18 protein-coding genes and 4 pseudogenes are annotated in these 15,920 nt (G+C 48.0%); 8 read left to right on the top strand and 14 right to left on the bottom strand.

The annotated features are described in order from the left end of the window. Positions 1-198: phage integrase central domain-containing protein (locus tag ACLQ7H_RS15890; RefSeq protein ID WP_411753510.1), on the top strand; the 198-nt coding region annotated here is incomplete at its 5' end. A 13-nt stretch (positions 199-211) separates the two neighbouring features. On the opposite strand, the pseudogene ACLQ7H_RS15885 reads toward ACLQ7H_RS15890, so the two are convergent. Then, positions 212-319: pseudogene (locus ACLQ7H_RS15885) on the bottom strand (hypothetical protein); the annotation flags it as partial. Between ACLQ7H_RS15885 and ACLQ7H_RS15880 the strand changes: the two are divergent. Both ACLQ7H_RS15880 and ACLQ7H_RS15875 read left to right on the top strand, forming a co-directional pair. Continuing rightward, positions 306-962: pseudogene (locus tag ACLQ7H_RS15880) on the top strand (integrating conjugative element protein); the annotation flags it as partial. The pseudogenes ACLQ7H_RS15885 and ACLQ7H_RS15880 overlap by 14 nt on opposite strands. Beyond that, entirely contained in the window at positions 959-1,129 is a 171-nt protein-coding gene (locus ACLQ7H_RS15875) for a hypothetical protein (RefSeq protein WP_411753509.1), read from the top strand. The pseudogene ACLQ7H_RS15880 and the gene ACLQ7H_RS15875, both read left to right, overlap by 4 nt. On the opposite strand, the pseudogene ACLQ7H_RS15870 reads toward ACLQ7H_RS15875, so the two are convergent. The 6 genes and pseudogenes from ACLQ7H_RS15870 to ACLQ7H_RS15845 form a co-directional block, all read right to left on the bottom strand. Further along, a pseudogene (locus tag ACLQ7H_RS15870) lies at positions 1,122-1,313 on the bottom strand (TraI domain-containing protein); the annotation flags it as partial. The gene ACLQ7H_RS15875 and the pseudogene ACLQ7H_RS15870 sit on opposite strands and share 8 nt — an antisense overlap. 636 nt (positions 1,314-1,949) lie before the next feature. Then, on the bottom strand, positions 1,950-2,459 hold the full coding sequence (locus ACLQ7H_RS15865) for a hypothetical protein (protein WP_411753508.1): 510 nt from the start codon (positions 2,457-2,459) through the stop codon (positions 1,950-1,952). A 16-nt stretch (positions 2,460-2,475) separates the two neighbouring features. Next, on the bottom strand, positions 2,476-2,928 hold the full coding sequence (locus tag ACLQ7H_RS15860; protein WP_411753507.1) for a DUF1870 family protein: 453 nt from the start codon (positions 2,926-2,928) through the stop codon (positions 2,476-2,478). Next, the gene (locus ACLQ7H_RS15855) at positions 2,925-3,284 is read right to left on the bottom strand and encodes a hypothetical protein (RefSeq protein WP_411753506.1); all 360 of its coding nucleotides are present in this window, start codon (positions 3,282-3,284) and stop codon (positions 2,925-2,927) included. The genes ACLQ7H_RS15860 and ACLQ7H_RS15855 overlap by 4 nt, the downstream gene beginning before the upstream one ends. Before the next feature lie 317 nt (positions 3,285-3,601). After that, positions 3,602-4,120: a hypothetical protein gene (locus ACLQ7H_RS15850; protein ID WP_411753505.1), complete on the bottom strand. Its 519-nt coding sequence runs from the start codon at positions 4,118-4,120 to the stop codon at positions 3,602-3,604. Positions 4,121-4,193: 73 nt separating this feature from the next. After that, positions 4,194-4,604, bottom strand: coding sequence for a hypothetical protein (locus ACLQ7H_RS15845; RefSeq protein WP_411753504.1), 411 nt, complete (start codon positions 4,602-4,604; stop codon positions 4,194-4,196). A 332-nt stretch (positions 4,605-4,936) separates the two neighbouring features. Here ACLQ7H_RS15845 and ACLQ7H_RS15840 point away from each other — a divergent pair, with 332 nt between their 5' ends. From ACLQ7H_RS15840 to ACLQ7H_RS15830, 3 genes are read left to right on the top strand one after another with little or no spacing between them, the layout of a single operon-like run. Next, positions 4,937-5,185, top strand: a complete 249-nt coding sequence (locus tag ACLQ7H_RS15840; protein ID WP_411753503.1) for a FitA-like ribbon-helix-helix domain-containing protein — start codon at positions 4,937-4,939, stop codon at positions 5,183-5,185. Beyond that, positions 5,182-5,601, top strand: a complete 420-nt coding sequence (locus ACLQ7H_RS15835; protein ID WP_411753502.1) for a type II toxin-antitoxin system VapC family toxin — start codon at positions 5,182-5,184, stop codon at positions 5,599-5,601. Before ACLQ7H_RS15840 ends, ACLQ7H_RS15835 begins: the two co-directional genes overlap by 4 nt. 24 nt (positions 5,602-5,625) lie before the next feature. After that, positions 5,626-5,991, top strand: a complete 366-nt coding sequence (locus ACLQ7H_RS15830) for a DUF3742 family protein (protein WP_411753501.1) — start codon at positions 5,626-5,628, stop codon at positions 5,989-5,991. A 21-nt stretch (positions 5,992-6,012) separates the two neighbouring features. On the opposite strand, the pseudogene ACLQ7H_RS15825 reads toward ACLQ7H_RS15830, so the two are convergent. Then, positions 6,013-6,372 (bottom strand): annotated as a pseudogene (locus ACLQ7H_RS15825) (conjugal transfer protein TraG N-terminal domain-containing protein); the annotation flags it as partial. A gap of 18 nt (positions 6,373-6,390) precedes the next feature. Between ACLQ7H_RS15825 and ACLQ7H_RS15820 the strand changes: the two are divergent. Beyond that, positions 6,391-6,537 carry an autotransporter outer membrane beta-barrel domain-containing protein gene (locus ACLQ7H_RS15820; protein ID WP_411753500.1) on the top strand — a complete coding sequence of 49 codons (147 nt, stop codon included), beginning with the start codon at positions 6,391-6,393 and terminating at the stop codon, positions 6,535-6,537. A gap of 551 nt (positions 6,538-7,088) precedes the next feature. Then, complete coding sequence (locus tag ACLQ7H_RS15815) at positions 7,089-7,835, top strand: hypothetical protein (protein WP_411753499.1); 747 nt, start codon at positions 7,089-7,091, stop codon at positions 7,833-7,835. Between the two features lie 381 nt (positions 7,836-8,216). On the opposite strand, the gene ACLQ7H_RS15810 is transcribed toward ACLQ7H_RS15815, so the two are convergent. From ACLQ7H_RS15810 to ACLQ7H_RS15785, 6 genes are all read right to left on the bottom strand, one after another. Beyond that, on the bottom strand, positions 8,217-8,975 hold the full coding sequence (locus tag ACLQ7H_RS15810; protein ID WP_411753498.1) for a hypothetical protein: 759 nt from the start codon (positions 8,973-8,975) through the stop codon (positions 8,217-8,219). After that, entirely contained in the window at positions 8,968-10,092 is a 1,125-nt protein-coding gene (locus tag ACLQ7H_RS15805; protein ID WP_411753497.1) for a phosphoribosyltransferase domain-containing protein, read from the bottom strand. Before ACLQ7H_RS15805 ends, ACLQ7H_RS15810 begins: the two co-directional genes overlap by 8 nt. Positions 10,093-10,751: 659 nt before the next feature. Next, a complete protein-coding gene (locus ACLQ7H_RS15800; protein ID WP_411753496.1) occupies positions 10,752-11,432 on the bottom strand; it encodes an oligogalacturonate-specific porin KdgM family protein in 681 nt (226 codons plus the stop codon). Positions 11,433-11,691: 259 nt separating this feature from the next. Further along, positions 11,692-13,158, bottom strand: coding sequence for a C4-dicarboxylate transporter DcuC (gene dcuC, locus ACLQ7H_RS15795; protein ID WP_411753495.1), 1,467 nt, complete (start codon positions 13,156-13,158; stop codon positions 11,692-11,694). Positions 13,159-13,240: 82 nt separating this feature from the next. After that, positions 13,241-14,461 carry a PfkB family carbohydrate kinase gene (locus tag ACLQ7H_RS15790; RefSeq protein WP_411753511.1) on the bottom strand — a complete coding sequence of 407 codons (1,221 nt, stop codon included), beginning with the start codon at positions 14,459-14,461 and terminating at the stop codon, positions 13,241-13,243. A 49-nt stretch (positions 14,462-14,510) separates the two neighbouring features. Continuing rightward, positions 14,511-15,920, bottom strand: a 1,410-nt coding sequence (locus ACLQ7H_RS15785) for an adenylosuccinate lyase family protein (RefSeq protein ID WP_411753494.1), incomplete at its 5' end; no start/stop codon positions are given.

Genomic DNA, 15,920 nt, shown 5'->3' with positions numbered 1-15,920 from the left:
GGATTTCTGGAGGTTGCCATGCGGCTGCAGCAGCGCATCGTCAGCATCATGCGCTATGCCATTCAGAATCAGATGATCAAATATAACCCGGCGCTCGACTTGAGCGGAGCCATTGCCGTAAGGCCGTGTCGAGCGTGCCTACATCTTCGAAATGGATGTGGCGTAGTGCGATTGCTGTTTTCATACATATCCCATTAGCAAAACGGCAGCGTTACCCGGCAAGACCCAAACTCACCGTCAAGTTTCCAGATAGTGGAAAAGTGCAGCACGCCAAGGCATAGCCAGCATTTTTATCTTCATCACTGAGACAAAAATCCGATTCAAAGCGACACTCCCCCTCGGAAACCCTGACGCGGCAGTTACCGCAGACAACCTGGGCTACACGGGTGCTGGGAGAGCAGGAGCAACGTACCTGCGAGAGCTGTACCAAAACACAAACCACACCAGGAGTCGGCCTGACGCCCCTGATCCAGGAGGAGTTTGATACCAAGTTGTTGGCATTGCAGTCACTACTCAACGGCAGCAAGCCGATGACGGCAGCCAATCTGGATGCCGCCAGCAGTAACTCACTACCGGTAACCCGTGGGGTGATTGAGGCGCTGCGCGATGAACCAGATCAGGATGTGCTGGGTAAACGCCTGGCCTCTGAAGTTGCCCTGTCCAGTGTTTTAGAAAAAGCCCTGCTGTTGCAGCGCACGCTGATGACCGGCAAGAAGGAACCGAATGTCGCCGCCAACCAGTTGGCGACCCAGGCGGTGGATCAGGAGAACAGCACGCTGGAGCAGGAGATCCATAACCTCAAAACCGAACTTGAGCTGCGACGCGAATTGGCCGGTAACTCCCCAATGATGATCATCCAACGCAGCATGGCACGCAGTGCTGGCTCACGCGGGATTTATGAAGGCGACACCGAACGCAACCGCCTCGACACCCTTCAGAAGCCGAAGAAAGGAACGCCATGATGCTGAGGTTATTTCGTTGTCGCTGGTTGTTCAACCGTCAGGTCGGCCGAACGCTATTCTGGTCCAGTTTGATTATCCTGGTGGCTGTCCTGATCAATCTGATTGGCATCCAGGTGGTCGGTGATATCGATCAATGGCAGCACTGGCTCAAACAACATACCGGTTGAGTGTGGCGAACTGGATGCGGGATAATGATGTACGTTGCCAGATATGTTCCAGTAACTTCTGCCGACGCGGAGTCGCGAGCAGAACGCCAGGCAATTCAGGGCGAGTCAGTCCTTTCGGCAGTTCAGCCGGGGGAGTTTCAATGGGGGTAAGCGGTAATTTTCTGCGCTGGAACAGTGAAAACATGGTGCTCCCGGAAGTCGTGCTCGGGAGGAAACCATTCCCAACCCGTTGAGCGTTGGGAGATAAAGTAAATGCAGATAATGCCTTGCACCATCAACAATAGGGATGAGGTTCAAACCACTTTGTTAGAGGATTCTGGTACTGAGGTTTACGGGGGGTTGATCACTGATTTACTGTGGCTGCGAATTTTGGAGAGATCCTGCTGCAGGCAGGCTTTTGGTGTTCAATAATGACGGCACAGGCAGGGCCGGAGGTGGTGGAGATGACCAGATGGGGAATGCGATTGATTCATTGTGGGAATGTGTGAGCAATTCGACAAAGTGATTGAGTCAACGAGATCACTCCAGATGGTCTATCCTAATTATGTCTTTGATTTTATCAAAAACAACTCCCAGATCGCTGGGTGCATTTTATGACCCCCTGATTCCCAATATTGCCATGTTCGGCGAGTGCTATGAACAAGAGCTGCGGATTTGGCCTGTGTCAGATTCCGTGATTGTCGTACAGAAATAATCTCAGCGGGTGAAGGAGTTTGAGGATGATGTTTGAATTGAGGTGATGTCATAGCAGTAACCAAGTGATAATGAAGCCCAGCACAGGGGCCATAATTGATCAATATTCGTCGTGCCTAGTTCATTATTATATATGTGTTGTCAACGGCTTAGTGATGCATAAACGCTGTAGCAGTAAATTCCAAGCAGCAAAGCTTATGCGCTGACGACTCTTTGCATCGTCCGCAGCAGTATATTTCCGAAAACTTGTAGGAGAAGTGCCTATTAGAGAAGCGGCTTTTGCTCCAGATATTCCCGTAAAACTTCCCTCACCTACGATATGCCTGATTTCCCATGATGTGGGTGCCCTCCACAAATTTGGATTTTCCTCCAGAATTTCTTTCGGTAAAAATTTGGCAACCCAGGCTCTTGCTGGGGCTTGGTATTTTTGAACGACATAGAGATAGTCTTTCAGACTGACAGGCATTGATCTCAATCTGTCTGCAGTTCTCAGACAGAGCGGGGAACAATCATCAACCGGCCCCTGGGTCATGCCTGGAAGAACAGGGTGCGTACTGAAAAATGATCCAAGGCGTTCTCCCGCTGAATTAGTCGCCTCGTTGTAGTCATCATTAACTACTTCTGAATTACGCTTCATGATTTCGACAATCTGACTAAATTCCAGTGGCCCATGCAGACCGTAAGGTCTCTGAATCTTGCTGATCACCAAGCCATTTTGAGTATTCAGGAGGGGAAAATTTTACCAGGTTGATCTGTCCTGGGAACGCTGCAAGCAGTGCTGAGCACACAGATTGATGTGGTCGCCAAAAAATCGGTTCACGATCCGGGAGGGTTCCAAAATCATCCATAGTCTGATACCAGACCAGAAAAATCTCTGTATTTTGAGGATCAGGGGATTCCTCAAGTTGCTGGACGGCCCCTAAAATGGCGTTGTCACGCCATTTCATCAAGAATGACATTGTTTCGGTAACATCGTCAGGAATTGGCTTGGCGCCAGCTTCCCATCTCCGCCATGTCTGTTCGGAAACACCAGCAACAATAGTCGCTGCCTCAGCAAGTGAGAAAAAAAGGAGGCGGCGGGCCGCCTCAAATTCGGTGTTGTTCATAAAACCTCTTTCCAGCCTTTGTCGCTATTTTTGTATTCATCAGCGAGTTTGTTTATATATTCAATGGCATCTGACTCATGATCAAAAATTGATGTGGCACGCTCATCATTTCCTATGCCACTGCCGAAAGCACGAAATGCTGTATCCCCGTTCCGAAGCCTAAAGACGCGAAGCGTCCTTTTATCTTTGTCGTTATCAGTCCATGAAAACGACCGCTCCAGGATTATTGAGTCGTTGAAATCAGACACCTCACAACTATGAACAAATGCTTTCTGTTCGGTGTCTCTAATAAAAACTACGGATGTTGCCGCTGATTTTCTTGCCCAAGCGAAACTTTTGAAATGTTTTGTTTTCATGATTAGCTCCTTTGAGTTTCGGCTTGGCCTCTTGCCTGCCGTATGATTGAATTTTGGTTCGAGTTAGCATCTGCATTAGTTTTATTGCGTTGAAATAATATCAGTATTAAATTACTGAAGTGACAAGTGTCAGAAGAGCCTTTTAGCCTTTTCGGGTAGGGCCTTTCCCCTTAACTCCATTCCCTTGCCCTTCCAGACCTTTTGGCCCTTTGTCGGCACTTTATGCCCAATGAGCCGACTGTTATTGAGCAAAAAATCAAGGGCGACCTAAGAGGCCCTTGATTGAGAAAATTATCCAATTTTACTGTGGATTAGCTTCAATGAACTACCTCCCCGTTGTTTCGCGACTGAAGCAAGCCGGTCAGGCGTCCTTCAGGGTTTTTCTGCGGGATCATTTCAACCTCTCCAAAGGTTTTGCCGGATGAGTCGGCAAGCGGTTTCTGCTCGGCAACTCCAAACCATGATCCGGTGTGTGTTTCAAGCATAAACACGACGCACTCAATGCTGTCGGGTGTGTTTTCAAGTGAACCATACTGTTCAATGATCTCCTGATATTGCCGGGTATGGCCAGGCTTAAGCATCCAGGCCTCCGTCATGGTGAAAACAAAATCCGCGTTCATTCGTGCAGCCAATTGGCGGATAAATGCCATCGCTTCTTCTTTGCTGTTTGCATCCTCCAGTGGAAAAATGAAAGTTTTCATTTCACCGCTATGACCAATAAATGCCACAGGTTGTATGTGACCGACCCGTGTAAGTTCCTGCCGTGCAGAAATGATGCAAGCTTCGACCAACGCTGCCAGATGAGCGGGCATGGGTAGTTTAGGTTGATTATCCATATGATTTCCTTTCAGATAGGTTACCTTGAAATTGAAACTGACCCAAAAAGCCGGGAGTGTTGTGAAGTAATGATTAAAGAGGGCGGATTACTGCATTGGATGATTTCTCTGTCCCAAAAGGGGTGTCATCGTTAAGGTCGACTTGAGTCAGAATGGGAGGCCGAGGGGATATGGACCTCCTTTCTTTATCAGATGACCCTTCATCTATCTGCATAAGGATCACAGGGTAAGGCACCTGCTTTTTGACGTTCCCCTGTGTCAAAGGGATTGGTTTGACCGGAATATCAGATTTGGTCTTTGTTGATACAGTGTCCTGAAGGGCTGGTTCGGTCGCCTGCAGAAAACCTTTGGCTGCTACGCGTAACAACAGAATGGAAAATTGCCATAGCTTACCGATGACGAATCCCAGGGAGTAAAGAATGAGTCCAAGGAAAGTCATTGTGGGACTTTCTTTGTCTGCGGCAGTATTGGCTGATGAAGACATGGTATTTCTCCAATGTTAAGAAACGGAGAGACACCGAACCCTGACAGGGGAAGGTATTTCCCCGCATGGGTTGATATAAAGGACTGAGTGATAAAACATGCATCCATCACTTGAAGTGATCGCCTGTTCTTCCGGATGCTGACAGGTTTTGGGCTGGTGTCATCAACGATGACAATCCATAGGGAAATAAAATCACATATGGATTTCTGCAACAATCAGCAATCCGTTTGTGGGCCAAACCTATAGATGGTTTTTGCGGCCTTTAGTCAAGAGTTGCTTGAAAAGTGTGCAATCAATGCTTAAAATGAAATCATTGATTAATGGAGGTGCCTATGGCTAGCATGACAATTCGCAATCTTGACGAGCAGCTCAAAGCCAAACTGCGTATCCAGGCAGCGCAGCATGGTCGTTCCATGGAAGATGAAGCGCGAAATATTCTGCGTATTGCCTTATCAACAGTATCGGCACAGACGCCAGGTCTGGTGGATGCAATCCGCAATCGTATTGCAGTGACAGGTGGGATTGACCTTGAACTGCCGCCGCGGGAAGCGATCCGTGAACCTCTGGACATTGACCGATGATTATTCTGGATACCAATGTACTGTCGGAAATGCTGCGGCCAGCGCCCGACACCCATGTTGTGACCTGGCTGGCAAGCCAGCCGCGTGCTGCTGTGTTTACAACTTCAGTGACACGCGGAGAGATCCTTTATGGTATTCGCCTGTTGCCAGAGGGAAAGCGTCGGGAGACATTATGGGAGGCGGTATCAGGCATCTTTAATCAGGACATGGCAGGGCAGGTGTTAAGCTTTGACAGTGATGCTGCCGATGCGTATGCCGAGATTGCGGCAGACCGGAAAAACCAAGGCAAGCCCATCAGCCAGTTTGATGCCATGATTGCGGCAGTGGCTCGCTCAAGGGGGGCAAGTCTGGCGACCCGTAACATCAAGGATTTTGTGGATTGTGGCGTCGATCTCATCGACCCATGGAAGGTTTAACCCGGTGAAGAAAAGGTGGAGATTATGAAAACCCATCCTCCTGTCGGTAAAGCACAACGAGCTGGTGCAGCATGTGGCCGCGCCTGGCAGGGTTGGCTGCGTCAGGAAAAACGCCTGATCGTCTGGGGTGTGACCCAGGGAATGCCTGCGGCTCTTAGTCAAACATTGCTGTGGGTAGTGAAACTGCTCCTCGTCGGTGCGCTGTTCTATCTGGCTTTCTGGGTAGTGCTGCTTGTGTTGTTTGCCACCGTCGCCGCATTGGCTGCAAAAAATCAGGACAGGGAACCTGAAGAGAATGAATCAGAATGGCGAAATGGTATGCTTGGATTTGGTTTGTACCATCCCGATGGTTCTCGAATTGATCCCCATGATCCTGATGAAGAGCCTTGATTGTCGGAATTAGTGAGACATTCACTTTCCCATCTTCATCAATACGCTACTTCCTTTGGCTCCTGCTGATTGTCCATCTTTGCTCCCATTAACTAAATTCTGTGCAATACCTCCCGCTCGAATACCTGCCCAAGTTAAAGCACTAATCCAGAATGTGGGAAGAATGATAAACATAGATGCCATTACAAAGTTCAGCAACATATCGCCAAAGGCGTTATTCAATCCCATCAGCGGGTCGTAATTGCTATGCGGCGAACCGCTACCGTACAGGGCATCAAGGATGGTACTGTCGATCCAGCGTGCCAGTTGAAACCAGAAATCCACAAAGAACAGTGCAAACTGAACACAACTGATCGTCACCACACCTTTCAGGTCGTAGGTATCGTTGTGCGGCAGGATATGCCGAAAAACCGCTTTGAACTCAAAACCGGGATTCAAGCTGAACTGGCAAAAAACTGGACTATCTGGGGTGCCGTTGCAATGCAGAGCGGACAGAATCATTTTTCCGATATCAATGGCACATTCGGTGCCCGATACCTCTGGTGAATTTGAACGAATCTGTCTTGCAGAATGTATGGAATCACCCGAATATCAATTTTAGTATATCCTGCCATTATAGTGAATACCGCCAAACTTGATCGGAATCAATTTGCCATATACTTCAGATAATGCCTAAATTTTATTTATTTATCTATTTAATATTTATTCTTCAGACCAAATGGTCGAACAAAATCAAAATTGCAGCATACTATTATTATTTTTAAATTGATGTAGATTTAATACCACTTTTGGGTGATATTTAACCAGGCAATCAAACTTATGACAGGTATAGGTCAAGGAAATCATTAAGCTACGAAAGCATGAGCTAGATTCAATCAAACGAAATCGTCTGGTCGTGTCTATTGCGCTTGCATTTTATACTGAAGAATAGTGTTATCAAAAAATTAAAATAAAGTTGATTATTATGCTATTTACTACCCACTCATGGGAACCAGGAAGAATGTTTTTTCAACAGGCATGAATAGTGCTGGAGGTTACTGATCTTGCCATGAAACATCATGCCAAAACATGAGTTATCCATAGAGCGAGGTGCGAATATGCAGCACAAAGATCATCACTATAACCCTTTATCGAAAATCTATTACCGTCCCATTGAAGCCGCCATTCGCTGGAGCGGCCTGGTTCAGCATGAAAATCAAATCTTAAATGTCACGCAGACAAAAAACCGGCCTGCCCCCCATGAGCTCCATCAATGGCCTGCTCTGCGGATGAATACAGAAAGAATATTCGATGCCATGCTCAATAATGAGCTGCCTTATGGAAAAGATGGGATCACCATTAAGGATGAAACCCTGCTGAGCCATCCTGAAGTCACTGTCAGGCATGTTGATCTGAAGATCTGGATGAATCGGTACTACCCTGATCAGCGCCCATCATTTTTGTTCAGTGATCCAGAACAGGTGACACATTCGACCATCACCGTGAATACAGCAATGGCATTGCTGGTCGAACGTGAGGCTTTAAAATCTCAATTGGCGCAATGCCAGATATCCCATGAACAATTACAGGAACAATATGCATCCTTGCTCAAGCGCTATCAACCAGAAGGTGCTGACACAAATATGCCTTGCAGCGACCGTGCCGAAAACACCTATCTCAACATCATCGGCTGCATGTTAAAGCTCCTGCTGGGTCACTCCCCCTCGGGTCAGCCTTACTCATTATTCAGAACCCAGGAAGCCGTTATCAGTGCCTTGGCAGCCCATCACGGTCATCTGATGGGTCTGAGTGAAAGAACGCTGCAAGGTAAATTTGCTGAGGTCAATCGTCGACTCTTAACCTGATAGACACCACCGGACACCACTCTCGTTAGGGTCCAATTTCATTGAGAGGAATAATGCTTCAGAGACCAGAATGCACGATACTGAATTCAGATTGGGAAAAGCCGGGGCCAACCTACTTAGTCCAGAATACCAGTATTTACAGTTCGTACTTCAGACACCTCAACGGCCCTGGTACCTCTTAACCGATTCACCCCTCATCAATGTAACCCACCAACAACTCGTTAAGCATGTGTATCATTTCCTGGACCATAGTTGATGCAGATAAAGCCTATACAGCACCTGACTGAGCGCAATAACGGATAGAGCAAGGACATGAATAATAAAGTCAGACCCGCTGGGCTGGTGAATAAACATCACCCGCATCTTGATTATTTCTTGCTGCTAATAGTGTTTTTTCGTCAATGATGCAAGCTGACTATGCTGAGGGGAGCCAAACCATGAACAGTGTTTTAAAAAACCGAAGTCATTGATACTGTCTGCAAACCCCAGAACAGGTATCTGACTATATTCATTCTTTAATATTTTCAGCAGACACTCAACAGCATGGCCTTTGTCAATACAAAGGGGTAGCCAATGTATATTGTTCTCATTTTTGTGGACACGATATCTTTTCGTGTCGAATTCCCTGTGCATTTCAGCTACCAGAATCTCTGCTGTGTCTAGAGGACAATAGTCTCCGAGTTTCAATGAAAGATAGATTGGCACATCACCATATTCAGTATAAAGCTTTACAGTAATATCCTGGCCTTTAGGCAGACGCCGTATAAGAAAGTGATACATGGCATTCAGTTGTGTACCGTACTCGTTCAATTTCATCACGACATCATTCTGCCAGACCGAGTCCGCTTCACCTGTTGGCGTAATAATTACGCCTCCATGAGCCGCCACCTTCCACGAATTAAAGCTCAGATTAACAAGGTTTAACTCTCTTGTACTTCGTGCAGTGACAGGGATAAAATGGGTTGATGATGACAGCCAGTCAACAAAATGTGACTGCTCTTGTGTCATAAAGCTGCGCGGCGCACCCTCTGGAGATACCGCGGCAATACAAAAAGGATCTGCTAACTGATGCTTTGTCATTTTGGCCTGCGTCTGAAAAAGCGTGTCATCCAGATCAACAAAACAGATAGGTTTATTCATAATAGAGACATTCAACAGTACCAGATATAGACCGAAGCTTGCTAATCAAACTGACTGATAGAGAGCCTACTGGTGTTTCAGCGCCAATGATAATGCGATCATAACGCCTATGGCCGATATTATAGATAAAATGGGGGATCCCTTGTCCGTAGTTATCCTCAAACGTAAATACTGAACTGACTGCAAACCCTTGAGCGAGTGGGCTACGTGTGGTCGCACAAAATTGTACATCCGCCCCTTCCTTCTCCAGGCGTTCAGCCAGCAAGAACGGAGGCCAGACGAACTCTTCAGTGCCGATAACCAGTATCCGCTCACCGGATTTGGCATGAATATGCTCACCGATTTCGCAATGACACTCCATCATGCCTAATCGCCCCCAGTCCTGCCGTTTCGACAAAGAAAGTTTGCCGGGAGTGGACACATTGACATTGGGCATTGATACGGAGGGAGCACCCAATTTAGGTTTCCAATTCCAGCGGCCAGAAAGTAAGGAAAACGATGAAAAATCAGCATCGATTCGATTTTCCAACCCATCATCACTCCAGTCTGCAAGGTTTACGGTAATCACCTGCCTGAATTTTGTTTCTCGTGCATTTTCCAGCGCATTAAATAAATTTAAAAAAGTGTTACCCGTTGTTGTTTCATCATCAATATAGATCAGCGTCTGGGCGTTATCCACCTTCTCCTGCATCTGCGGACATTGTGGATAGAATAGCAGATGATCTGTCGCATGGCTGTGCAACTCTTTAAAGTTACAAAGTAATTTTTCTTCAGTCGGATGGCGTGTTGTCAGCAGTAATACACTATCAGGATATTTATTACGGGCCTCCTGATATATCCCGCAAGCCAAAGCGACGGCAGTTTCTGCCATACCAACAAACAGTATGGGGCCCTCAATATTCGAGGGAAGTTTAGAAACTAGATTCCGAAAGGCCTTACGTGTTTTATTGGGCGCTACGGGAATATGATGCCCAAGAACCTTACTGATAAAAAGGAAAGCTCGTTTGGGATTCTCTCTCTGGGCCACATCAAATATATCCTCAATTTTATTAGAGGATGGATTGACTGAAACAGTTAACGTTCCTGCCTGCAGAATTTTTTCATATACAGTTATCACATTTATTCCAATCCAGATAATTTATCAGTTTAGATAAAACTACGCTATTACTTGATATGAACAAAATGCTCCGCCATCACGAACAAACATAAGCAACATATGCTTTATCAATAGTTGGGGGGCTTGAAGGGGCTCAGTCAAGATTGAGAGCACTGAGCAATCGTTGAAAATGACATTTCACTATCGCGACCAGGCAGATCATAGCACCAACAGCTCGGGTTGACCTAACCCGAATGCATATTAAGTTATTGTTTATTGTTATATTTCACATACCTACAGGCTTCGCACCATGCAATCAGTACGCTGTAGAGCCTTTCTGCTCTGCTCAATGCCCCGGCAAAGTCTTGTAACGCAGAAGTGCATTGAGCATTTCTATCCACTTATCCAAGCTGGGCGTCTAGTTCAAAGACATTTTTGACCACGGCCTTGAGGTACTAAGGGCGATGTTCTTGATTAATGATGGAATTCAGTAGACAAATGAGACACGTAATCAGTGCCTCATGGGGCGATGAACAGGAGGGGGTAGCTTAGCCTGGGTTATCTCGTGGAACAGATATATCAACACAGGTACAAGAGATTGAAACAGGGCGTTTATAGCCTTGTTTCAATCAGATAATCCGACAGTCCTGCATCATCTGGCAAATCTATTCTGTGCGCACTCAGAATGTATATTGCATTCCAAGGCGATAGCGCGTTTGTCTCTCAGAACTGTTTGCCGCTACGGCAACATTGCCCAGTTCCACATAAGGTGTCCAGTTGGCATCATATTTCCAGGCAATCCTGCCGTTATACTCGTAATCCTCTTTTCTGTTATCAAATTTAATCTGATCGCTCTTTTTATACACACCATTGAGCTCAAAAGTCAGATTGTCATACTTGTAACCCAGCCATATATCGCCCCGGTTTACATGTTCATCATCCTTGCCCTGCGTTGTGTTTCTGACATATTCATAACGATAACGCCCACTCACATATAACCCGTTACTGAAACTGTATTGCGCCCTCAGATAAGGCTTATAAACAGAAGTCGTGGAGGTCGTGGCAAATTCAAAACCCGGTTGCACATTCACTGCTGGTGTAAGTTTATTTAAATAACTGACGCTGTATTCCGTGCCGTTATCCACCATGTCAGAAAATGGCTTATCTGTGTTATTTCCGCCAGACTTGAGCATGCCCTCGATGGATAAACCCACACCACTGGCAAAACGGTGTGAAACCAATATCCGGTTTCTGTTTTGCTCACTGATATCTACATACTCATGGCGCAAGTCAATGGTCACGGCATTGCTATAAAATGTGCAGCCCAGTAGCGCTGCTACTATCATCATTTTCGTTTTCATATCATTCACCCATTTTTATTATCCGCTTCCTTATTTTCACCCTTTACACGGCGTACAAAGCCCTGGCTGAAATAAGGCACATTTCAGTTAAAGTCTATTTTTAAGGCAAGTGTGGGCAGTGGTATGATAATTTACCATCTGCTTCATTCTGACGAATGCTTTATATATTGCTGTTGTATATTGAGATAAAACGTAAGCACAGATATTTTTAATCGCGGTTAATCGCCACGCGAAATATATTTAACGCTCCCTGATATCCCTAATCAATCCACAGGTAATTCAGCGTGAGTATCAGCACATACCCGCTGATCAACTGCACCGAGTTACGCTTGATCAGGTCATAGGGTTTGAGTCCAACCAATCCCGAGACCGCGATGATAAACCCGGCAATCGGCGAACACGCCCGCCCAAAGGCTCCCGAGTAGTTCATTGACATCAGCATCTTGACGATGGATACCCCTCCGGTTTTTGCCATTTCTGCGGCCAACGGAGCAAACGCACTGAAGGTCGTCGCCGTGCCCAGGACCGCTGCACTTACAAAGATGAACAACGAGAAGAACAGCACAATCAGTACGTGGGTATGCTCACCTGCAGGCAGCAGATTGAAGAGGATGCTGACGAAACCGATTTTGATGAGGCCCTGAGCCAGCACTTGCGCACAAATCAGGATCGAGACAATCGCCATGAATGACTGTCCCATCTGTTCAAACATGAAGCTGATTTTCTGCGCCGCGGCTTTCACATCCAGCGACCGCGCAAAGTCCACAAAGAGCGCCAGGAAAAACGACATCAGCAGAGCCGGAAGTATCCCCACCTTGAACTTCATCCCTTCAGGGAAGAAATCCTGGGCCAGATCTGAAAACACAAACAGGACCACCAGCGGGAGTACTGGAAACAGTGCATAGTAAAGTGGCACATCCGGAGCGGATGATTCATCCTCCACCAACGAATCTTTCTCATCAATCAGCCCCGCCTGTGCTTCCCTGCGGTCCCAGTAACGCTGCATCACCATATGCATCACGCCAATGAAAGGAAAGACAATGGCCAGCACCGGAACCTGAGATAGAAACACATCAAAAACCTCTACTCCGGCGAGTTCGGCAATCAGGATGTTACCCACATCTGCAGGACCATAGTTGATACAGATGCTGGCAATCACAGAGGCAACAGCTCCTTTACTGCATCCCACCGAGCGCAGTATCGGGTAAAGGGTGGACATCAGCAGCAGTGACAACCCCGCCGGACTGGTGAGAAACATGGCCAGCAACTGGATCAGTATAAAACAGCACCCCAGCAGGAAATAACGGGATTTCAGCAGGCCCAATGGTTTGACCGAGATCACCACCAGTTTTTGTGACGCACCAATCTCATGCATGTAGCGGGAAAATCCCGCGATCACCATGATGGTCAATCCCAGACTGGTAAGGTTACTACTGAATACCTCGCTGATATTGCCAAACACATCAATGAATCGTGAGCCGCTACTGGCTTTGACCAGTGGCGTTTCAGGAAACATGAAGGCGGCCATTACCAGCAGCACCATCCCACCCACCAGGACCAGCGCCTGCGGATAGATATCAGCAATAATGCCTCTGGCAACCAGCCCGACCATCACCACCGATACCGACAGCACGAACGCATTCATTCCCAGGCTGGCATAGACGGCCAGCAGCACCAGTGGAATGCCCAGTGTCCAGATTATTAGTTTTTTATAATTTAACGGCATAAATCCCCCTTCAACTTGCATGTTGAATCTGAAAAAGGTTGCCGGTATGAGGTACCGGCATGTCGTTTACGACTTTCTAAGTTCAGGCAGATACAGCCGTCACGCGCTGGGCAAGGCGGTTTTGTGCGATACGTCCCATCACCGCCGCGTCTTCAGGCATGTCCGATGCACTGTTGGTTTCCACTGCCAGCGAAGCAAACGCCGAGGCGTAACACAGCGCATATTTAAGCGGCTCACCTTTTGCCAGCGCCGCAGCCAGGGAGCCACTGAACGCATCCCCCGCTCCCGCGGTATTTTTGACTACCGCAGGAAATGCCGGGGTATGAATAAAGTGCTCTCCGTCAAAGGCCACTGAGCCTTTTACCCCCAGCGTGATGATGACCGTTCCCACCCCCTGGCGATGGATCACTTCAGCAGCTCTTTGCGCGGAAACCTCATCAGTGATGTCAATACCTGAGATCAGGCTGGCCTCTGTCTGATTGGGCGTCAGATATTCAAGTTGCCCGATCAGTTCATTGACCACATCGCTGTAAGGCGCGGGGTTGAGCATCACTGGAATGCTCTTCTCCTGCCCGATGGCGATGATTTCCCGCAGGGCCTCCCTATTGGTTTCCAGTTGCAGCAGGATGATGTTGGCCTGAGCGATCTTGTCCTGCTGCATCCGCACCTCCTGCGCCGAAATTGCCATATTGGCCCCCGGCGTGATGGCAATCATGTTCTCGCCACTGGCCTGCTCGACAAAGATCAGCGCGGTACCGGTCTGATGCTCTTCACTCTGGTAGAGGGTGGAAGACTGAATCCCCGAAGAAGAGATATAGTCCGTTGCATAACTGCTGAACTGGTCAGTTCCTACCTTGGCGATAAAATGCACATACGCCCCCGCACGGCTGACTGCCAGCGCCTGGTTACTGCCCTTTCCACCCGCAGAGAAAAGAAACTGCGTGGTCAGAAGCGACTCTCCGGGCATGGGGAAACGTGGCAGGTAACTGATCATGTCCACATTGAAAGAGCCCAGCACACATACTTTGGTTTTCATCAATTCATTTTCCATTCCGTAATCAACTGACCAGATGTCATGACTTAAACACCGAATGATTTCTTCCTGCGCAACATCACCCAGCGCGTTCATTTCCATTACCGCGCCGCCATGGCAGCGCGTAATGAGACCTTTGTCAGAGAGTTCATTCAGGTCGGCACGGATTGTTTCCGGGGTCACACCAAGTTGTGTGGCAAGCCAGGCAACTTTCGCCACGCCCTGCCGCTTTAGCCGCCAGATAATCTCTCTGTGACGTTCAACCTTCATCATAGGTACCCCCTATCATATTCAGGTTGTGGATGACCGTTCGGAGATGTCAGTAAACGGGACCGCTCCCGGTTTCCCGCTCCACACAGTCCTGTGCTTCGCCCAGGTAGTTTTGCGGCACAAGCAGTGTTTTTAAGTCAAGCTCATCGGGCAATTGCTGATCGGCCAGCTCTGCATGGATCGCTGTTTCAAAAGTGATCCCCTTATCCGCGCTTGCCAGTGCCGCATTGTAAATTGCATGGTGTGCTGCAGGTCTGCCGATGTAGCGTGCCAACTCCAGCATCACGGACTCGGAGAGGATCAACCCGCCAGTGGCGTTAAGGTTTTCCAGCATCCGGTCAGCATTGACTTTCAGACCCGAGCTCAACTGCGCCATGTTTTCAACAATGGATATGGCAAAAATGCTGACTTCGGGCAGCAGCAGGTCAATCAGGTGCTCCTGCGCGGCATACCCTTCGTTCATGCGCACCATCGACATACCTGCAAGCCCCATACGCGACCGCAACATCTGCGCCATGGTCACGATATTCATGGCCTGCTGTGGATTTTTCTTTTGCGGCATGGTGGAGCTGCCAATTTTGCCGTAGTGGAATTGCTCTTCCACTTCATCAATCTCCGTGCGTTGCAGGAAGATGATTTCCCGGGCGATTTTTTCAAACGTTGCGCCCATCAGCCCTAACGTGCAGAGATAAGCCGACAGGCTGTCGCAGGATGTTCTCACCGGCACTACCGGTGAAACGAGGTTAAACTCCAGGGCCATCTTGTCTTGCACCGCTCGGCCCTTGCCTTCCATGGAGGCAAAGGTTCCAACCGCCCCACCCATGCTGACCGAAAAGGCATCATGAGCGGCCAGTGTCAGTCGCCCGTAGTGACGACGTACTTCTTCATGCCATGCCGCGACCTTAAAACCGAAGGTGATGGGCAGCGCATGCTGACCGTGTGTGCGTCCGGCCTGCGGCGTAGCTTTGTTTTTGTCAGCCAGCGCAGCCAGTTGTACCAACACGTCATCAAGCCCCTTCATCAGCAATTTGTGGGACTTTCTCAATTGCAGGACAGCCCCGGCATCAATGATGTTTTGTGTGGTTGCGCCCCAGTGGATGTAGGCTCCGGCTTCCTTTCCGCAAATTTCCTCAAACTGGTGTAAAAACGGCACCAGCGGGTGCATGGTTTCCTTGATCCCTTTAGCGATTCGGTCCATATCGAACAGACTGGCATCGGCCTTCTGTGCAATCACCTGTGCGGCATCAGCCGGGATCATATCCAGTTCCGCTTGCGCCTTCGCGAGGGCCACTTCCACATCAAGCCAACCCTGTAATGTATTAAAATCCGACCAGATCTCTTTGGCTTCATCACTGAACCAGTGGCAGGTTAAAAACGTATTGAACATCCCTACGCTTGCGTTCATCTTATTTTCCCCGTTTTCCGTCATGGAAATAGCTTTAATAAGGCAGACAGTTTT

It is taken from the genome of Serratia sp. (in: enterobacteria) (assembly GCF_046715635.1).
Taxonomy (GTDB): domain Bacteria; phylum Pseudomonadota; class Gammaproteobacteria; order Enterobacterales; family Enterobacteriaceae; genus Chania.
This window is presented reverse-complemented; position numbering and strand designations above follow the sequence as displayed.

What these genes read in the sequence shown, in the direction of transcription:
- dcuC (WP_411753495.1), bottom strand. Translation starts at nt 13,158, where the DNA reads ATGCCGTTAAATTATAAAAAACTAATAATCTGGACACTGGGCATTCCA.
- ACLQ7H_RS15860 (WP_411753507.1), bottom strand. Translation starts at nt 2,928, where the DNA reads ATGAACAACACCGAATTTGAGGCGGCCCGCCGCCTCCTTTTTTTCTCA.
- ACLQ7H_RS15855 (WP_411753506.1), bottom strand. Translation starts at nt 3,284, where the DNA reads ATGAAAACAAAACATTTCAAAAGTTTCGCTTGGGCAAGAAAATCAGCG.
- ACLQ7H_RS15840 (WP_411753503.1), top strand. Translation starts at nt 4,937, where the DNA reads ATGGCTAGCATGACAATTCGCAATCTTGACGAGCAGCTCAAAGCCAAA.
- ACLQ7H_RS15815 (WP_411753499.1), top strand. Translation starts at nt 7,089, where the DNA reads ATGCAGCACAAAGATCATCACTATAACCCTTTATCGAAAATCTATTAC.
- ACLQ7H_RS15850 (WP_411753505.1), bottom strand. Translation starts at nt 4,120, where the DNA reads ATGGATAATCAACCTAAACTACCCATGCCCGCTCATCTGGCAGCGTTG.
- ACLQ7H_RS15830 (WP_411753501.1), top strand. Translation starts at nt 5,626, where the DNA reads ATGAAAACCCATCCTCCTGTCGGTAAAGCACAACGAGCTGGTGCAGCA.
- ACLQ7H_RS15800 (WP_411753496.1), bottom strand. Translation starts at nt 11,432, where the DNA reads ATGAAAACGAAAATGATGATAGTAGCAGCGCTACTGGGCTGCACATTT.
- ACLQ7H_RS15845 (WP_411753504.1), bottom strand. Translation starts at nt 4,604, where the DNA reads ATGTCTTCATCAGCCAATACTGCCGCAGACAAAGAAAGTCCCACAATG.
- ACLQ7H_RS15820 (WP_411753500.1), top strand. Translation starts at nt 6,391, where the DNA reads ATGCCGAAAAACCGCTTTGAACTCAAAACCGGGATTCAAGCTGAACTG.
- ACLQ7H_RS15865 (WP_411753508.1), bottom strand. Translation starts at nt 2,459, where the DNA reads ATGAAGCGTAATTCAGAAGTAGTTAATGATGACTACAACGAGGCGACT.
- ACLQ7H_RS15790 (WP_411753511.1), bottom strand. Translation starts at nt 14,461, where the DNA reads ATGAAGGTTGAACGTCACAGAGAGATTATCTGGCGGCTAAAGCGGCAG.
- ACLQ7H_RS15875 (WP_411753509.1), top strand. Translation starts at nt 959, where the DNA reads ATGATGCTGAGGTTATTTCGTTGTCGCTGGTTGTTCAACCGTCAGGTC.
- ACLQ7H_RS15835 (WP_411753502.1), top strand. Translation starts at nt 5,182, where the DNA reads ATGATTATTCTGGATACCAATGTACTGTCGGAAATGCTGCGGCCAGCG.
- ACLQ7H_RS15810 (WP_411753498.1), bottom strand. Translation starts at nt 8,975, where the DNA reads ATGAATAAACCTATCTGTTTTGTTGATCTGGATGACACGCTTTTTCAG.